This is a genomic window from Bacillus sp. 522_BSPC, assembly GCF_001076885.1.
Taxonomy (GTDB): Bacteria; Bacillota; Bacilli; order Bacillales; family Cytobacillaceae; genus Niallia; species Niallia hominis.
On record NZ_JVDT01000064.1, the window covers coordinates 1 to 17414 of the forward strand.

A 17414-nucleotide genomic window follows, 5' to 3' on the forward strand; every position below is an offset into this window, starting at 1 on the left:
GTTTTTCATGAAATCACTTATTATTTTGAAAAAGAAGATGTTATTGTTATTTATGAAAAAATAGAGGATGAATTACATATATATGATGTGATTAGTGCATCTATTGTAAATATGGAAGCTCTTCTCTCCTCTCTTTTTACGGAAACGATGAATAAAGTGATATTTCATTTTATACCAGATGATTTAAAAAGCAAAGGAAATTATATAGTTGCAGAGAGTTCAGATGTTTTATTTATTCGACATGCGAGAAAGATTGAAAACCTTGAACCAATCCTTTTTCCACTTACCTCTCATGCATAATAATCGGCTATCATAGGGAGGTGTTGAATGGTGAAAACTGCTCCAGCTAAAGTTCATATCATTGGTTCTGTTGGTAGTGGAAAAACAACATTAGCGAAGGAATTATCAACGAAACTAGAAATTCCATATTATGAACTCGATAATGTCGTTTGGATGCGAAAGGAAAATGGAGATAGCAGAAGAACCGAAGAGGAACGAGAGAAATTATTACATAGGATTGTCCAAACAGATAAATGGATTATCGAAGGAGTTCATCATGACGAATGGGTAAAGAACAGTTTCCAACAAGCGGATACCATTATTTTCTTGGATACTAATTATTATATTCGTACCTATCGCATTATGAAAAGATTTATTAAGCAAAAGGTAGGCATTGAAAAAGCACATTATCAGCCTTCCTTTAAGATTTTCTTTAAAATGTTTCAATGGAATAAACACTTTGAAGAAGTGGGCAAGCCTGATTTTTTTAAAAAATATCAAGAGTATCAGGGAAAGGTTTTCGTAGTTAAGAGTAAAAAAGTTGCATATCAGAAATTTTTTCGAAAGGGTTATTGATTCTTTCAAGGAGACATTAGATTTTCTATCCATTTTTATCATAGGGGGAATGGGAAATGGCTATATGTTGCTTTATATGTGAGGAAGAACTATATGGAATATAAATGGGTAGGTAGTGACAAACATTTTGTGGATGAGATTAACATTCTTCAGCTAAAAAATAATCTAGTATTAGGCAGATTTGGAGGAAATTCTTCTGTAGGTCATTACAAAAATGAAGACGGCTGCTTAATCTGGATAAATGAACAAGATGATTGGGAATTAGCGACCCTTTTAGATGCACATGATACAGCACAAAGCGCAGATTTAGTGATAAAAAGCATGGATGAAAAAAAAGAGGAGATAAAAACAATTCTACAATTGCCACTAAATAAAGTATTCCCACAAATTACTTCTTTTTTCTTAAACCATTTCGCCAGCAAGGAATTTCTAGAGCAATGCAAAATGATTCAAGGAGAAACTGCATGTTTAATCGTTGTGCGAAAAAAAAACTATTTATGGTGGTTATCAATTGGCGACTGCATACTCGCATTAAATCATCCAGAGTTTTCGAAATTGGGAGAATACCAGCAAAATCATCGAAGCTTCTATGAATGGATTGGACAAAATAGTACCTTTCATCAAGATGTGCCCACTTATAATCTAGGTGTGAAAGAATTGAGAAAAGGAATAACACATATCTTCCTTACCACTGATGGACTAATTGAATGCCCCAATACGGATTATCATAAGATAGGATCTATTTTTAAAGGATTTGAAACATTTTCTAATCAAGAGAGTGTCTATTATTTGTTAAAAGACATCAAAAATAAAAATATTCGTGATAGCACTACTATTATATCTTGGTTTGTTCGAAATGCCAAAGAAGCTACAACACCGAGTGATTTAGGCTTTAGCCGAGAATCCTAGTGACTTCAATCGTGCGTTGTTGACTAAAGAGATAGTAATGTTTATCTACTCTTAAAACCAAATAAGAAAGAATGATACATCTTATTTCAATAAATAAGATGTATTTTACTTAATATGTGTTATACTTATTAAAGGTTAATCGTTATTAGTATAACATATTTAAAAAGGAGCGGATTATATGACAATATCAGTAGCAATTAATGGCTTTGGGAGAATCGGAAGAATGGTGCTTAGGAATGCTATTAATGATGAAAATATACATATTACTGCTATTAATGCCAGTTATCCTTCTGAAACGATAGCACATTTAATAAAGTATGACACAATTCATGGGAAATTCCCTGGAAAAGTAGTAGCTAAGGATCATTCGATTCTAATAGATGGTCAAGAGATTCTATTAGTAAATAATCGCAATCCAGAAAGATTACCTTGGCGTGAACTGGATATTGATATCGTTGTAGAGGCTACGGGGAAATTTAACAATAGAGATAAAGCAGCAATGCATTTACATGCCGGCGCGAAAAAAGTAGTGCTTACAGCTCCTGGGGTAAATACTGATGCAACCATCGTAATGGGAGTGAATGAAGAGGTATTAAATATGGATAAACACCATATAATTTCGAATGCCTCCTGTACAACCAATTGTTTAGGGCCAATTGCTAAGGTTATAGATAAACATTTTACGATAAAGAATGGATTAATGACAACGATTCATTCCTTTACAAATGATCAAAACAATATAGATAATCCACATAATGATTTACGGCGTGCAAGATCTTGTGGGCAAAATATTATTCCAACTTCTACAGGTGCTGCAAAGGCTTTGAAAGAGATTCTTCCACACTTAGAAGGGAAACTCCATGGAATGGCATTAAGAGTGCCAACACAGAATGTCTCTTTAGTAGATTTAGTCGTTGATTTAGAAAAAAATGTGACGAGAGAATCAGTTAATCGAGCCTTTGAGAAGGAATCAACGGGGAATTTGAAAGGTATTCTTGCTATTACGGAGGAGCCTTTAGTTTCTATTGATTTTAATACAACGACCGAATCTGCAACTATTGATGCTTTATCGACAATGGTTATCGGCCACAATAAAGTGAAAATACTAGCATGGTATGACAATGAATGGGGCTATTCAAATCGAGTGGTAGATTTAGTCAAGCTTGTCGGAAGCAAAATGGTTATGAAAATGGATAGTCAAGCTGTATAAATGAAAGAAAAAAAGATAGATGCAGAAAGGTAATGTACCTAACTGCATCTATCTTTTTTATTCTCTTGCTAAGCATAGCCTTTTTCCTTTTCATAAATGGGAATATTACGCATATTTATATTTAGGAATGACAGGAGGATGGTTTCATTAATTTGGAATAAGGAGGAATAGAAATGAAAATAAAACAAATTAAAACAGAAGCAAGGCAAGCTCTGAGAGGATATTGGGGAAAAGGTGTCTTCATATCTTTCATTTATTTCTTTGTTAGTATGGTTCTCACAACAATCGTTGATATTTTATTTAGTGGTGGGATACATAATTGGCTTTATCAGGAATACTCTCCTGTCGGCTCTGAATTTGGAAATTTTATCATCTCTCTTTTGTATATTCCTTTAACTGTAGGCATTATTTGGTTTTATCTTGGCTTAGTACGTACTGAAAATCCACAAGTTTCTCAAATTTTTAGCATTTATACAAATGTTGCACTATCTGTGAAGCTGATTGGCACAAATATCATGATTGGCATTTTTACCTTTTTATGGTCCTTATTGTTCCTTATTCCTGGAATTATTAAAGGGTTAGCTTATTCCCAAACGATGTTGCTGTTAAAGGATAATCCAGAGTTTGGAATCTTTGAAGCAATTACTGAAAGTAGAAGAAGAATGGATGGATACAAGTGGAAGTACTTTTTGTTAGGTCTAAGCTTTATTGGCTGGGGACTACTTTGTATCCTTTCCATCGGAATCGGCTTTCTTTGGTTAATTCCTTATGTTTATACTTCCAATGCTGCTTTTTACCAAAGCCACATTGCGGAAAAAGAGGTATTAGAACTTTAGATTGTTTTTCTATAAACGATTATGGAAATAGAAAAACTTCATTTCTATGGAAGAACTGAGCAGTCTGAATACACAAAAACTCCTGTAGGATCAGCGAGAAAGGTGAGACCCCACAGGCAAAGCCCATAGCCCATGGAAAATGAGTGTATTCAGACCGCGGGTAATAACAACGGACTTTTTTATATAATTCTTTCCAAACACGAACTATTGCATAATATTATTGTATAACCATTCCACTTTATTACTATTGGCAAGTTGTATCTATATGGGAAAAAATACATCTTTCTTATTCAATATAGAAACTTTTTCCTCTTTTCACTCGTATGTACTTGTAACAAGAGAGGGAGGGTGTGGACATGTCTCTTTTACGTGTAGCGATAGAATCAGCTGGCTATGAAAAAAAGAAAGACATCATCAAAGACATTCATTTCGCAATTGAAAAAGGGGAGTTGGTTGGCTTAATAGGACCAAACGGGGCTGGTAAAAGTACAACGATAAAAAGTCTGCTTGGTTTAATGGACCAATTAGATGGAGAGATTTCATCCAAAGATGGTATCACTTATTCTTATTTACCAGAAAGGCCGATTTTTTATGATGAATTAACTTTATGGGAACATCTTGATTTTGTTGCGGCAATGGAAGGTTTAGAAGAACTAGCTTATAAGGAAAAGGCAAATACGTTATTGGATAAGTACAAGCTATCTAAACATGCACATGAAAACCCAACGAAATATTCAAAAGGTATGCAGCAAAAAGCAATGCTCGTTCTTGCGATGATAACGAATCCTTTATTATATATTATTGATGAACCATTTATGGGACTTGATCCAAATGCGATGAAGCTTTTCCTAGGATCGATTGAAGCGGAACGAAAGCGTGGCGCTGGAATCCTGATGTCTACACATGTATTAGATACAGCAGAAAAGATATGCGATCGATTTCTTATGATTCATGATGGACACCTCGTTGCCAAAGGCACGCTAGAGGATATACGAAGACAGTGCCAATTGCCAGATGGCTCCTTGTATGATTGCTTTCATGTGCTAGCGGAAGGTACTAAGAATGAAAAGTAGGCAGCTATTTTATGATCGTGTAATAAGAAATTGGAAGTTTCAAAGTCAGGTTTTTCGTTCTGTGGCTGATTGGACGGTAGTCTTATATATTCTTATTCCTGCAGTTATTTTTTGTACAGCAGTATATTTTTCATGGTGGAAGGAATTACCTGAATGGCTTGATAACATTCCTTTTATCATCCCGTTTTTCTTCCTTTACCTTCTTTCATGGAGCGGAAATATACGGACCTTTATTGTGGAAGCGGATAAAGTATTTTTGGTGAAAAAGCCTGAATTGCTAAGTGGCTTAAAAAGAAGGGCTTATCTTTATTCTTTTCTTCAACAATTGCTTGTCATATGTGCAGGGTTTAGTTGTCTTCTACCTTTTTTGCTTAATTATTATTTGTTAAGCTGGCAGGAGATTATCGTCTTATTTGTTTATTTTCGTTCTTTACAAGCGTGCCTCCTATTTCTGAAATATCCAATCAGAAAAGTTGTCTCTACTTTTCGAAAAAGTATCATCACACTTTGTTTGTTTCTGGTTTTTAATTGGTGCAGTCAATGGATGTATCGTATTATAGATAGTGGTTATCATCTTCCAGTTTATGTTATTTCTATTTCAGTACTTATTTTGTCGATTCTATTAAGTCTGAAAGCGATAGGGAAAAAAGGTTCACTCGACATACATATTGAAATGGAGCAAGAAAGAAAATCGAGTATTACTCAATTTATCTTTATGGCTTCGCCGCAAATAGAAAAGCCAGTGGTGATAAGAAGAAAAAAACCATTACTTTTCCGGAACTCCAAACGAATTTTTAAAAAGCGTACTCCAATTAATGGCTTGATCGAATTGTTTATTAAAATTGTGGTTCGAAATTCAAGTTATTTATATGGCTATTTTATGTTAATCAATAGTACAACATGGGCTATTATTCTCGTCCCACCCTTGTGGCTAAAATTAACAATTTTTACCGCTTTTTGCTTTATGATGTATGGATGGCTTTCTTCTCTATGGGATAAAGTCTGTCAGTATAATCCATTAATGAATAAATATATGGATCGTGATTTTTATTTTTCAGCAAGGAAAAGAGGCGTATGGATTATGCTCGTTCTAGCTTTATTAGTCATCATCTTATTTTATACAATTGTTTGGTTGTTAAAGGAAATGATTGGTATTGTCTAAAATATAAAAAGGGAGGCATAGTATGGAACAAAAATGGTTACAGTGGGCAAAGCAACTTCAAGCGATTGCTCAAGCAGGCTTGACGTATTCAAAAGATATATATGATTTAGAACGATTTGAAGAGATTAGAAAAATGAGTATAGAAATGATGTCGGAATATACAAAAGTTGATACGTCAATCATTCGTGAACTTTTTGCAAATGAAACAGGTTATGCTACTCCAAAAGTGGATATCCGAGCAGTGGTTTTTAAAGACGAGAAAATTTTAATGGTAAAAGAAAAAACAGATCAGTCCTGGGCGCTACCAGGAGGATGGGGAGATATTGGGTTAACTCCGGCAGAAGTTGCGGTAAAAGAGGTTCAGGAAGAATCAGGTTTCGATGTGAAAGCTGTTAAGTTAATTGGGGTAATAGACAAGAAGTGCCATCCTCATCCACCTTCTCCATACCATGTATATAAGATGTTTATTCAATGTGAGATTATAGGTGGAGAGGCGAAAGAAGGAATGGAAACAAGTTCCGTGGCTTTTTTTGCGGAAAATGAACTTCCGCGTCTATCCATACCAAGAAATACAGAATCACAAATTTTTTTAGCTTTTAAACATTTACATCATCCAGAGGAACCTGCTTATTTAGACTAACCCCTCTTAAAATGAGCATGTAATTATTAAATAGGGAAATCAATTAGTTGATTTGTAATTTTGAAAAAATTAAAATGGAAGGGAACTGAAAAAATTTTTGAGGATGATTATTAATGAACGAAAAAGAAATACAACAATTACGTCAACCAGACCATGAGATTGATCCCATTTTTATCAATCGTTGGTCTCCCCGTTCTTTTTTAAAAAAAGAAGTGCCAGAAGAAGTGTTAATGCGTGTTTTCGAGGCTGCTCGTTGGGCTCCATCTGCTAATAATTCGCAGCCATGGCGGTTTATCCTTGCTCGTACCTAAGCAGAACGTGAACTATTTCATTCATTTATTTTTGAAAGAAACTTAGAGTGGTGCAAAAATGCGCCTGTGTTAGCGGTGCTTATATCAGATAACCAAAATCGGATGGATGCATTTGATAGTGGAACTGCATGGGGATTCTTATCCTTACAGGCAATCAAAGAAGGATTAAAAACACATGCAATTGGTGGCTTTGATAAGGACAAAGCACGAGAAGTATTAAATATTCCAGAAGAGTATAATGTTCAAGTAGCAATTGCCATTGGATATCAAGGAGAGAAGGATGCATTGCCAGAAGATTTTCAAGCACGTGAGCTACCTTCCAATCGTCGTCCGTTAGTCGAAACAATCTTTGAAGGAAAATATAAATAAGAAAAACCAGACGCGGTGTATGAAAACAGGCGTCTGGTTTTTTACTAGTTAAGACTAATTGCATATTTATCGATTAAATCTTTAAGGGCAGGACGCTCATTTCCTTCTCGACCAGTTACATGGGTTGCAGTGATTAAGGAGTTGAGCACTGCTTCCTCAGTAGCCTCACCAACGGCTCTGAAAGCTAAATCAATATCTTCTTCATGGATTGTCGAAACAGGAACGCTTGAAGCTGGCTTTTCGTGAGGTATTTTTGTTGCTGTTGAAAAACCAATGACGATTTCACCACTACCTGTTGTTATGATGGAGCCAGTACGGGAAAGACCAGAAACAGCCCGCTTAATGATGCGGCTTAATTGTCTCTCTGACACTGGAAGGTCTGTCGCAACAATAATAATGACAGAACCTTGATCTTTGTCATTCTTTGCCTGGAGAAGATATTCTTTTAGTTCTTGCCCAATTGGATTCCCCGCTATTGTTAAATCACTTAATATCCCGAAATTAGTTAGAGCGAACACACCAATTGTATATGTCCCATGCTCCATTGTCATTAACCGAGAGGATGTACCAATTCCACCTTTTAATGAATAACAAAGCATTCCTCTCCCAGCACCAACAGAACCTTCTTCAAATTCAATAGATGCATTAGCGATAGCCTCGAAAACATGTTCTTTTGTAATGTTTCGTGCTCTTACGTCATTTAGGAACATATCATTACATTCACAGACAATCGGATTGACGGTTCCAGTCGATCTGCCAATTTCCTCGTTTTGATTTAGCATATATTCAATGAGTGCATCAGCAGCAGTACCAATGCTTAATGTGTTTGTTAAGAGGATAGGTGTTTCAATTGTCCCTAATTCATTGATTTGAATGGTGCCCATCGTTTTGCCGAAACCATTAATCACATGGCTTGCAGCGATTACTTTTTCTTTAAAAACATTTCCTTGATGTGGCAAAATGGCCGTTACACCTGTCTGTATATCACCATTGCTTAATGTAACATGACCAACAGTAACACCATCAACATCTGTAATGGCATTATTACTGCCTGTTTCTAGTCTACCAACTGTTATCCAGTAATCTCTCACTCTTTTTTGTTGTTTCATTCTGTAGCCTGCCTTCCTTTTAGTTAGTTTTATTTTTTCAAAAATTAAGAAGGTTATCAAGTTTATTATTAGAATTTACTCCTCTTAATGGGATTATTAGCTATAATGATGAAAGAAAAGATTTAGGGAGGGTAAAATGGAAAATAAACAGTGGAAAGTAGGCATTTTTCTATTTAATGATGTGGAGGTTCTAGACTTTGCAGGTCCATTTGAAGTATTCTCTGTCACGACAAGTGAAGATGGGACGAAACCATTTTCTGTGCATACCATTTCAGAGAACGGACAAATGATACATGCGAGAAATGGCTTGAAGGTGCACCCTGATTTTAGCTTCGAAACGATGCCAACCTTTAATATTTTAATTATTCCAGGAGGGCTTGGGGCAAGAGAGAGCGAAATAAAGAAGGAAAGTGTTATTCATTGGATATCACAGCAAATGGAAGAGGTACAATTTATGACGTCTGTTTGTACTGGTGCATTATTGTTAGCAAAAGCAGGTTTGTTAGATGGAAAAAAAGCAACAACACACTGGGCAAGTCTAGACAGGTTAGAAAACGAGTATCCCGAAGTAAATGTAGTGAAAAACGTTAAATTTGTAGATGAAGGGAATATTATTACTTCAGGAGGGATTTCCGCAGGAATAAATATGTCTTTTCATCTTGGAAAGCGTTTGGTAGGTACTAAATTGATGACAGAAACTGCGAAGCGAATGGAATATGATATAGAGCTTTAATTCAGGGAAACATTACAGATTGAAATTGCTGCTTTTATGCAGCAATTTTTTTATATAGCAATACATAAACATGATTGTTAAATAAAGTTAGGAACATATGTTCTTGGTGCGGGAAAAATGAACAATACGTAATAAAAAAGAAGAAAAATGAATAATAAAATTGACAATGCTTAATAAAACGGAATAATATAAATTTATATTTATATCTTAATGTGAAAGGGAAGAGTATGTTAGCGGAGGAAAGAAGAAAAAGAATTTTAGAACTTATAGAAAGAGATGGCAAAGTAATAGCCAAAGATTTAGCAATTCAATTTGAGATGTCTCTTGATTCGATAAGAAGAGACTTAACGATTATGGAAGAACAAGGCTTGCTTCAAAAAACATATGGTGGTGCTATTCTTCATGGACCAACCCCTAAAGTACGAACAATGCCACAGAAAGAATCAATCAGATATGGAGTAGGGGCTCCACATGAAAATGCTATTTCAAAATTAGCAGCTTCTTTTATTAAAAAAAATGATACTGTTTTTCTTGGAGGAGCAGGTATTCATTATGGAATGCTAAAGTATTTGCCAAAGGATATCCCTTATACAATCGTCACAAATTCCTTAAAGATTGCAGAACATATTAGAACACAAGAAAATATAAGTGCTTATCTAATCGGAGGAAAATTAAGGGAGGTTTCTTCTGGTAGTATGATAGATTGTCTTGCTATGGAAATGATGCGTAAATTCTCTTTAGATATTTGTTTTTTAACAGGAGGAGGAGTTAATGCGAAAGGAATTAGTACGTCGACTCCTGAAGCCGCAGCATTTGCCCAAACAGTATCAAGTGTTGCCCAAAAAGTAGTATGCCTTGCACCCCATGAAAAAATAGGGCTTGAAATGTTTATGCAATCCATACCAATGGAGGATATAGATATTCTTATCACAGATCTAGGTGCTCCAGAAAAAACAATTCAAGAGATAAAAAAGAAAAAAGCGCAAATCATTTTTGCGGATTTACATTGATTAGAATGAGTGGAATAGGAGATTTATAATGAGATGGATAAACATAGAAGGACCTTCTAAGCTAGAAGGTTCCTTAACAGTACCTGGTTCGAAAAATAGCTCACTCGCAATTCTTGCGGCAGCATGCTTAGCTAGTGAACCCGTAATTTTAAAAAACATCCCAAACATCGCAGATTTTGGAGTGCTTCGTCAAATTGGAGATGAAATTGGATGTGTAATGAATCGAGATAGTTTAGGAGACGTCCATATTGACCCGACTAAAATAAATAATACAATAATTGAACCTGAAAAATCTGGTAAATTCAGAACAGCCTATTATTTTATTGGAGCATTACTCGCTAAATTTAAAAAAGTATCACTAGGATATCCAGGCGGAGATGATTTTGTAAGCAGACCAATTGATCAGCATATAAAGTCATTAGAAAAACTAGGAGCATCATTCACTTTTTATAAAGATTATTATGAAGTAGAAGCTTCTAAGTTAAAAGGTGCAACAATCTATTTTGATACAATTACATCAGGGGCGACAATTAATAGTATGCTAGCAGCCGTATTAGCAGAAGGGGAAACTATTCTATTAAATGCCGCAAGAGATCCTGAAGTAACAGATACAGCGTTATTTTTAAATCAAATGGGTGCAAAAATCATCGGTGCAGGTACAGATACAATCAAAATTAAAGGTGTTAAGCAATTAAATGGCTGTACCTACAGCGTTATTCCTGACCGCCTTATTGCAGGAGCATTTCTGATTTCTTCTGGGATTACGGGAGGCACGATTACAGTAAAAGATATTATTCCAGAACATCTTACTTCCTGTATAACGAAATTAAAAGAGATTGGTGTAGGCATTGAAATAAAAGAAAATAATATTACATCCTTTTTAGATGGTCGAATTAGAGCGACAAGAGTAAGAACCGCTATGTTTCCAGGATTTCCTACGGATTTGCAGCAGCCTTTAACCGTATTGCTAACACAAGCGACTGGAAAAAGTATACTTCGGGAAACTATATATCCGAACCGATTTAATCATGTATATCAGTTGAACAAAATGGGAGCGAGCATTGAGGTAACAAATGGTGTTGCACATATTAAAGGGAAATCAAATTTACATGGAGCATTAGTTAATGCTTCCGATGTCCGCGCAGGAATATGCCTTATTCTTGCAGGTGTTATCGCAGAAGGAACAACAACGATTACTGGGATTGAACATATTGAACGAGGATACGACAATGCAGTAGCAGCTTTTAATAGTCTAGGAGCAAATATCACTTTACATCATTCTGACGAGATTACAAATGATAGATTGATAGAAGAATTTAAAAAAATTAACTAGTAAAACGAAATTGTATCATCTAATATGTAATTCCATATAACCGCCAGTTTATCGGCGGTTATATATATTTCAACCTTTTATTTTTGGTAATTTATATTGATATTCCACTTCATCCATTGCTTCATTAAATTCTACATATAAGTCGTGCCCATTAAAGTACCAAACATCTGTTTCCTCTACGTAAAAATGAATTCCTTCTGCTTCACTACTTGCTATTGCATCAACAGGTGCCTCGATGGAAAAGCCAAGTGAAAAGTTTTCTTGAACGGGACTATTTCCGTAAATCATTGGATAAAAGCGCACATAACTTCCCGTATCTAACCCTACTTCTTCTTTAAACCAAGTTAAAGCAGCTTTGCTAATATGTATGTTCATCGTACGATCCTCCTAAAAAATATATATAATTTTTCTCTTTAATTATCTTTTTATTTCAGTATATATACAAGAAAAAAGCTTAAAGCAATCTTATATCCCAAAGGAATAGTTCATTTATGGTGACAAATTACGGTATGAACAATAGCGATACATCTAATTAGTTAGTTAACTAAAAACAAGTTGCTTGAATACGGTGTAAAAATAATGAAACCTTTCTCTATAATGTTCGTATTAAATAGAGGAAGTATATAAGAAGGAGGAGAGGTGGCAGGACCATACATAGAAGTTTATGGAAAAAGTGTGTGCAAAAGAAAAAGAGGAGGGAAGAAGCCAGCGCATCAATAGATATAAAATTAATTATTGGGGTATTTTGTCAAAAAAACATTTTCGTATTCCAATATAATTACTATAATAAAATAGACAGCAAATAAGTACATCTGTCTTTTTACATATATATAAAGGGGGATATGCATTGAAAATTTCAGCAATTAAGTATGAGGCAAGACAATCATTAAAAGGGGAATGGGGAAAAGTAGTAGGTCTTACATTCCTATATTTCATTTTAAGTACGGTAATAAATTTCTCTGTTGAAGTTTATGCTAGTGGAGGCATTTTAAATTGGTTTAATCAAGATTATACACCACCATTAGCATCCATATTAAATGCCATTATTAGTATTATTTTAATCCCATTAACTATAGCAATTAGTTGGTTTTATCTCGATATCGTTAGAGAGAAAAGTCCTGAAATTCCGCAGGTTTTTACGATATATACGGATGCAAGGTTAGCTCTAAAATCCATTGGTACGACTATCATGATAGGTATATTTACATTCTTATGGTCTTTATTATTATTAATTCCGGGAATTATCAAAGGGCTAGCATATTCACAGACATTTATGATTTTAAAAGATCATCCAGAGCTATCCATTTTTGAAGCAATTACAGAAAGCAGAAGAAGAATGGTTGGTTACAAATGGAAGTTCTTCCTGTTAAACTTAAGCTTTATTGGATGGGGCTTCTTATGTCTATTGTCTCTAGGAATCGGTTTCTTATGGTTAACTCCGTATATCTATACGTCTAATGCAACTTTTTATCATAAATTAATCGCAGAAAAAAAGACGCTTTAACTAAGCGATTGTTGATGGAGATACCCAGAGAACAGAAACTAAATCTGTTCTCTGTTTTTTTATATGCAAAGGTTAAATGCTAATATTATGTAAACTTGACGAGAGAAGAGATGTATAGAAATGGTTCCGCTGAGCATCTATAAGCCAAATTTATATATAGTATTGCGAAAATGGAATGATTGCTGATTTTAAATAGCAAGCTAAGAATTGTTTATATTAAATATTTAAACAACTAATAGATAAATGGTTTTAGTAAATGTATAATAATATTATTATCTACAATAAAATAGCTGAGTAGTATTGGATGCATATTGAATGATTAAATGTTCGAAATAAACGATAATTTTTTTATTTTGTCTCACTATCTAAAGTATACTTTATTTTGAGATGAGATTTATTAATATTTGAATTGCTGTGTATAATATATATTATGTTCGGGGCGTTTCAATAAGTATAAGAATATAGCAAGACTATATTCTCTCTACTCTATTCTTATACTTTTTATCTTTAATATCATTTAAATCGATAAATTTCGTGCTGTATTCTAAAATATCGTTCAAATACAAATGATTTGATTTTGCAAATTGTTTCGCATTCTCCAATAATTGTTTATCGTAAGTTGTTTTATATTGAACTCGATCCTTTGGTCTGGATTCTTTTGAGAATTGAATCATATTATTTGCTAGTAAATTTCTTAGACCGTTTTCAAATAAATAATTTATGTGCGTATCATTTTCTTCAGCCATTTTGCTTAATGTATCGATGATTTCTTTACTAATGTTTGTTCTAAATTTGACTCTAGATTGATCCGTTTCATGAATTAATTTACCGTTTACTAATCTCCACAATTTTTTGTAAACCTCCTATCAAATGCTATGGTTAGTAACATTTTTGTTATTCATATATTCTTCATTTTTCAATATTATATCTTATTTTTACTAATTTAGGGAGTTCATCTAGCATTAATAAACTCATAGAGACAATTAAACCGCTGTAATGCAGTTTCCCAATTTATAGTATACTGATTCTCCAGTGCATAAAGTAATTCATGGAATACAGGCTGTAATCCGTAAAAATTACTTACTCTATGAAACAAGGATTCAGATGGTTCTGATGATTGATAACACGCCAATACATCTTTTGTGAAGTCTGGACCGTATGCCCAATAGATACCCGCAAAATCAAAAGCAGGGTCTCCAATTTGTGCATCTGTAAAATCAATAATGCCACTAATCCTCCCCTTCTGTTCATTATAAATAATGTTTGAGGTCGTTAAGTCTCCATGAATGATAACTTTCTTAGCTGGTATATCTTCATAGATTTCTAGAAAGCGCTCAAATAAATGGGCAATCTGTTCTTGCTGTTTGTACTTTAAAAATGGAAATACTTGTCGTTCTACTTTCTTGTAGAAAGACTCCCAATAAGAATGGTTATGAAGGCTTGTTAACATACTACTGTTTAATTGTGCTACTTCGACACTATGTAATTTTGTGAGAAAGTCGCCAACCAATCTGGCGTTCTCAAAATGACAAGTAATGGTATTAGGAGCATATTCAGATAAAGATTTCCCTTCAATCAGAGGATATTTTACACCTTTAACTTTGTCATCTTCATGCATATACTCAAATTCAGGTATTACCAACAGTGGATTTCTCGCTTTTACTGCTGTTAAAATTTCGCCTTCTGTTTTTACTTTTGCTGCCACTTCTTCCGATTTAGGAAATCTAAAGACTAAGTTATTATTAATAATAACTAGATCGTTGTCCCACCCCTTATTATTTACTTTTACTTCTTTAATCACGAAATGGGGAAAATATCTTTTTATAAATGCAAGCCTTTCTTTTTCTTTCATTTCGTTAGCCTCTCTTCTGTTATTACATTTAGGATTTCAGTAATCATACTGTCCCCTTCTATATGATTGAAAGTGTCAGAGTTTGCTTTTATTAAAACGAATGATTAATAGAAACTATATTAATCATTCGTTTTAAAGTTTCATCTTTCCTTTACCACTAACAGAATTTCTAATTACTGATATGCCTCTACCCCCAACAATTCATCCAAGCCAACAATTTCAAATCCTTTTTCTTGAACGGCTTCAATGATTGTAGGTAATGCCTTTGCTGTTTCTGTTTTTTCTGAATCTGAATGCATTAAAATAATATCGCCGTTTCGCAAATTATCTGTGACATTTTTGATAATATTTTCAGGATCCTTTTGTGACCAATCAAGTGTATCGATTGACCAAATTATCACAGAGTAGCCTTTATCTTTGGCATTTTCTATTAAGGTTTCATTTGTTTCCCCATATGGTGGTCTAATCATCGCCGGCTCTTTCCCAATAATTGTTTGAATAGCAAGCCCTGCATTGTTTATTTCATTTGCTTGTTCAGCATTGCTTAAAGTAGTCAAATCAACATGATGATAGCTATGACTTAATACTAAATTACCGTTTTCATAGGCATTTTTAACAACTTGTGGGTACTTTTCTGCTTCACTGCCAATAAAGAAAAAATTTCCTTTCACATGATGGTTTTGTAATATTTCAATTATTTTTGGTGTCACGATTTCATCAGGACCATCATCAAAGGTTAAAGAAATCTTCTTTTCATTTCGTCCATTTATGTATAAATTAGGCTGATTTTCTTTAAAGTTCACGATATCACTCCTCCAAGTTTGCATCGCTTGCCATTGCTTGTTTGTTAGCTGATCAGAGTTTCCCTTTAAATCTAATACATAGCCAGCTTGCTCCCCTCTCTCTTCATTATAAACAGATAGATGGTCCACTTTATCTGTTTCATTCAGGATGATAAATTTAAGCTGAATCTCCTTTGAAAGGTTATAAACAATTATTTTTTCCCCTTCACCTGTTCTTATTTCTGCTGGTTCTCCTATTACTTCTTTTAAATCAGACAAGGAGAATACCTGTAATTGCTTTTTATAGGAACGAATATCATAAATCTCTCCTTTTGCAGTAAAACCAAACACGGTATTCTTTTTATCATAGGTAGCGTAAAAGCCATTCCCTACATGGTCTGTTCTAACTGGCTCTTCCCATTGCATTTCTACCTGTTCTATCGTATTGGATAATACGTTAAAGGGACTTGTATCTGTCATTCCTTTTTTTGCTGTTTCCACTATATCCGTTAAATAGTCAGAAGGAAAATCGATATTTTTTTGTTCTTGATTTGTTTCACTCTGGTTAAGATCACCTGCTTCTTTTGGTTTCTGAGCACTACATGCAGCCATGATTAACATCTGGAATAGTACAAGGAAATAGAGCAAATACTTTGTCTTCAGTTTTGTTCACCTTCTCTCCTGTGGCGTTCATCCTATCACTATTAATGTAAGGGTTTATGAATTCGTTTGCAATAACTAATTAAAAATCGGCGATATGGGTATTTTTTGTTTTCATCTGATTTTAATCATTGTTCCTTATAATAATGAATTCATGTAATCTAACGAAAAAGTAGGTGTTCTTTTAAAAATGAATGTGGAAACATTATTACAATTAAATACGATCTTTATAAGTATCATTATTGAGGCACTACCCTTTATATTAATTGGTGTTCTTATTTCTGGAATCATACAAATCTTTGTTTCAGAAGAATTTATTGCGAAAATCATGCCGAAGAATCCAATTCTTGCGATTTTATTTGCTTCATTAGTTGGAAGCATTATTCCCGCATGTGAATGTGGAATAATACCAATTACAAGAAGGCTAATCTTAAAAGGTGTACCACTGCCAGCAAGTATTGCTTTTATGCTCACTGGCCCGATTATTAACCCGGTAGTTATTTTTTCCACCTATGTTGCATTTGGAAACAGCTGGAGAATGGTGATTCTTCGGTCGGTTGCTGCGCTTATTTGTTCGATTCTAGTTGGACTTGCTTTGCAAAAAACAGTGAAACAGTCGCCCTTAAAAAATCATGTGCCAGAACATATGCACTATCATTCGTTTAAAGGACGAATCGAAGCAATGTTTAAACATTCTATAGACGAATTTTTCTCTGTAGGAAAATATTTAGTGATTGGTTCGTTCATTGCTGCCGCTGTACAAACATTTGTGAAAACATCTACCCTTGTATCAATAGGACATGGGCAGGCATCCTCTCATCTAGTTATGATGGGACTCGGCTATATCCTAAGTCTTTGTTCCCAAGCAGATGCATTTGTGGCAGCGAGCTTTAGAAACAGCTTCTCAGTAGGATCAATTCTTGCATTCCTAGTATTTGGTCCAATGTTAGATATTAAGAATACATTGATGCTCTTAAGTACGTTTAAAGCTAAGTTTGTTATCTTACTGACAAGTCTTATTACCATCATCGTGTTTCTCGTAACCATTTTTCTATAAAGAGGTGAA

Annotated in this window: 17 protein-coding genes and 2 pseudogenes; 14 read left to right on the forward strand and 5 right to left on the reverse strand. The window is 34.3% G+C overall.

Features of this window, described 5'->3' with window-relative positions; genetic code table 11:
• From ADJ83_RS25475 to ADJ83_RS04635, 9 genes and pseudogenes are all read left to right on the forward strand, one after another.
• Positions 1 to 300: pseudogene (locus tag ADJ83_RS25475) on the forward strand (GNAT family N-acetyltransferase); the annotation flags it as partial.
• A gap of 27 nt (positions 301 to 327) precedes the next feature.
• Positions 328 to 855, forward strand: a complete 528-nt coding sequence (locus tag ADJ83_RS04600) for an AAA family ATPase (protein ID WP_031537772.1) — start codon at positions 328 to 330, stop codon at positions 853 to 855.
• 93 nt (positions 856 to 948) lie between these two features.
• Positions 949 to 1764: a protein phosphatase 2C domain-containing protein gene (locus ADJ83_RS04605; RefSeq protein ID WP_031537771.1), complete on the forward strand. Its 816-nt coding sequence runs from the start codon at positions 949 to 951 to the stop codon at positions 1762 to 1764.
• 178 nt (positions 1765 to 1942) lie between these two features.
• Complete coding sequence (locus tag ADJ83_RS04610; protein ID WP_031537770.1) at positions 1943 to 2974, forward strand: glyceraldehyde-3-phosphate dehydrogenase; 1032 nt, start codon at positions 1943 to 1945, stop codon at positions 2972 to 2974.
• Positions 2975 to 3147: 173 nt separating this feature from the next.
• On the forward strand, positions 3148 to 3810 hold the full coding sequence (locus tag ADJ83_RS04615; RefSeq protein ID WP_031537769.1) for a DUF975 family protein: 663 nt from the start codon (positions 3148 to 3150) through the stop codon (positions 3808 to 3810).
• 356 nt (positions 3811 to 4166) lie between these two features.
• Positions 4167 to 4883, forward strand: coding sequence for an ABC transporter ATP-binding protein (locus ADJ83_RS04620; RefSeq protein WP_031537767.1), 717 nt, complete (start codon positions 4167 to 4169; stop codon positions 4881 to 4883).
• Positions 4873 to 6045 (forward strand): ABC transporter permease, encoded by a 1173-nt coding sequence (locus ADJ83_RS04625; RefSeq protein WP_031537766.1) that lies wholly within the window; start codon positions 4873 to 4875, stop codon positions 6043 to 6045. The genes ADJ83_RS04620 and ADJ83_RS04625 overlap by 11 nt, the downstream gene beginning before the upstream one ends.
• A 22-nt stretch (positions 6046 to 6067) precedes the next feature.
• On the forward strand, positions 6068 to 6685 hold the full coding sequence (locus tag ADJ83_RS04630) for an NUDIX hydrolase (protein ID WP_031537765.1): 618 nt from the start codon (positions 6068 to 6070) through the stop codon (positions 6683 to 6685).
• Positions 6686 to 6798: 113 nt separating this feature from the next.
• Positions 6799 to 7365: pseudogene (locus ADJ83_RS04635) on the forward strand (nitroreductase family protein).
• Between the two features lie 44 nt (positions 7366 to 7409).
• Here ADJ83_RS04635 and ADJ83_RS04640 read toward each other — a convergent pair.
• Positions 7410 to 8474: a P1 family peptidase gene (locus ADJ83_RS04640; protein WP_031537763.1), complete on the reverse strand. Its 1065-nt coding sequence runs from the start codon at positions 8472 to 8474 to the stop codon at positions 7410 to 7412.
• A 136-nt stretch (positions 8475 to 8610) separates the two neighbouring features.
• On the opposite strand from ADJ83_RS04640, the gene ADJ83_RS04645 reads away from it, so the two are divergent.
• The 3 genes from ADJ83_RS04645 (at position 8611) to murA (ending at position 11550) form a co-directional block, all read left to right on the forward strand.
• Positions 8611 to 9207: a DJ-1/PfpI family protein gene (locus ADJ83_RS04645; protein ID WP_031537761.1), complete on the forward strand. Its 597-nt coding sequence runs from the start codon at positions 8611 to 8613 to the stop codon at positions 9205 to 9207.
• Between the two features lie 227 nt (positions 9208 to 9434).
• On the forward strand, positions 9435 to 10217 hold the full coding sequence (locus ADJ83_RS04650; RefSeq protein ID WP_031537760.1) for a DeoR/GlpR family DNA-binding transcription regulator: 783 nt from the start codon (positions 9435 to 9437) through the stop codon (positions 10215 to 10217).
• Positions 10218 to 10245: 28 nt separating this feature from the next.
• Positions 10246 to 11550 (forward strand): UDP-N-acetylglucosamine 1-carboxyvinyltransferase, encoded by a 1305-nt coding sequence (murA, locus tag ADJ83_RS04655; protein ID WP_031537759.1) that lies wholly within the window; start codon positions 10246 to 10248, stop codon positions 11548 to 11550.
• 69 nt (positions 11551 to 11619) lie between these two features.
• On the opposite strand, the gene ADJ83_RS04660 is transcribed toward murA, so the two are convergent.
• On the reverse strand, positions 11620 to 11925 hold the full coding sequence (locus tag ADJ83_RS04660; protein WP_031537757.1) for a HesB/YadR/YfhF family protein: 306 nt from the start codon (positions 11923 to 11925) through the stop codon (positions 11620 to 11622).
• A 472-nt stretch (positions 11926 to 12397) separates the two neighbouring features.
• Between ADJ83_RS04660 and ADJ83_RS04665 the strand changes: the two genes are divergently transcribed.
• The gene (locus tag ADJ83_RS04665; protein ID WP_031537756.1) at positions 12398 to 13054 is read left to right on the forward strand and encodes a DUF975 family protein; all 657 of its coding nucleotides are present in this window, start codon (positions 12398 to 12400) and stop codon (positions 13052 to 13054) included.
• A 470-nt stretch (positions 13055 to 13524) separates the two neighbouring features.
• Here the strand turns inward: ADJ83_RS04665 and ADJ83_RS04670 are convergent, their stop codons facing one another.
• The 3 genes from ADJ83_RS04670 to ADJ83_RS04680 form a co-directional block, all read right to left on the reverse strand.
• Positions 13525 to 13902 carry a hypothetical protein gene (locus ADJ83_RS04670; RefSeq protein WP_031537755.1) on the reverse strand — a complete coding sequence of 126 codons (378 nt, stop codon included), beginning with the start codon at positions 13900 to 13902 and terminating at the stop codon, positions 13525 to 13527.
• Positions 13903 to 14006: 104 nt separating this feature from the next.
• On the reverse strand, positions 14007 to 14906 hold the full coding sequence (locus tag ADJ83_RS04675; RefSeq protein ID WP_031537754.1) for a phosphotransferase family protein: 900 nt from the start codon (positions 14904 to 14906) through the stop codon (positions 14007 to 14009).
• A gap of 173 nt (positions 14907 to 15079) precedes the next feature.
• Positions 15080 to 16300 (reverse strand): polysaccharide deacetylase family protein, encoded by a 1221-nt coding sequence (locus ADJ83_RS04680; protein WP_160314243.1) that lies wholly within the window; start codon positions 16298 to 16300, stop codon positions 15080 to 15082.
• A gap of 238 nt (positions 16301 to 16538) precedes the next feature.
• On the opposite strand from ADJ83_RS04680, the gene ADJ83_RS04685 reads away from it, so the two are divergent.
• Positions 16539 to 17405: a permease gene (locus ADJ83_RS04685; protein WP_031537751.1), complete on the forward strand. Its 867-nt coding sequence runs from the start codon at positions 16539 to 16541 to the stop codon at positions 17403 to 17405.
• Positions 17406 to 17414 lie beyond the last annotated feature (9 nt).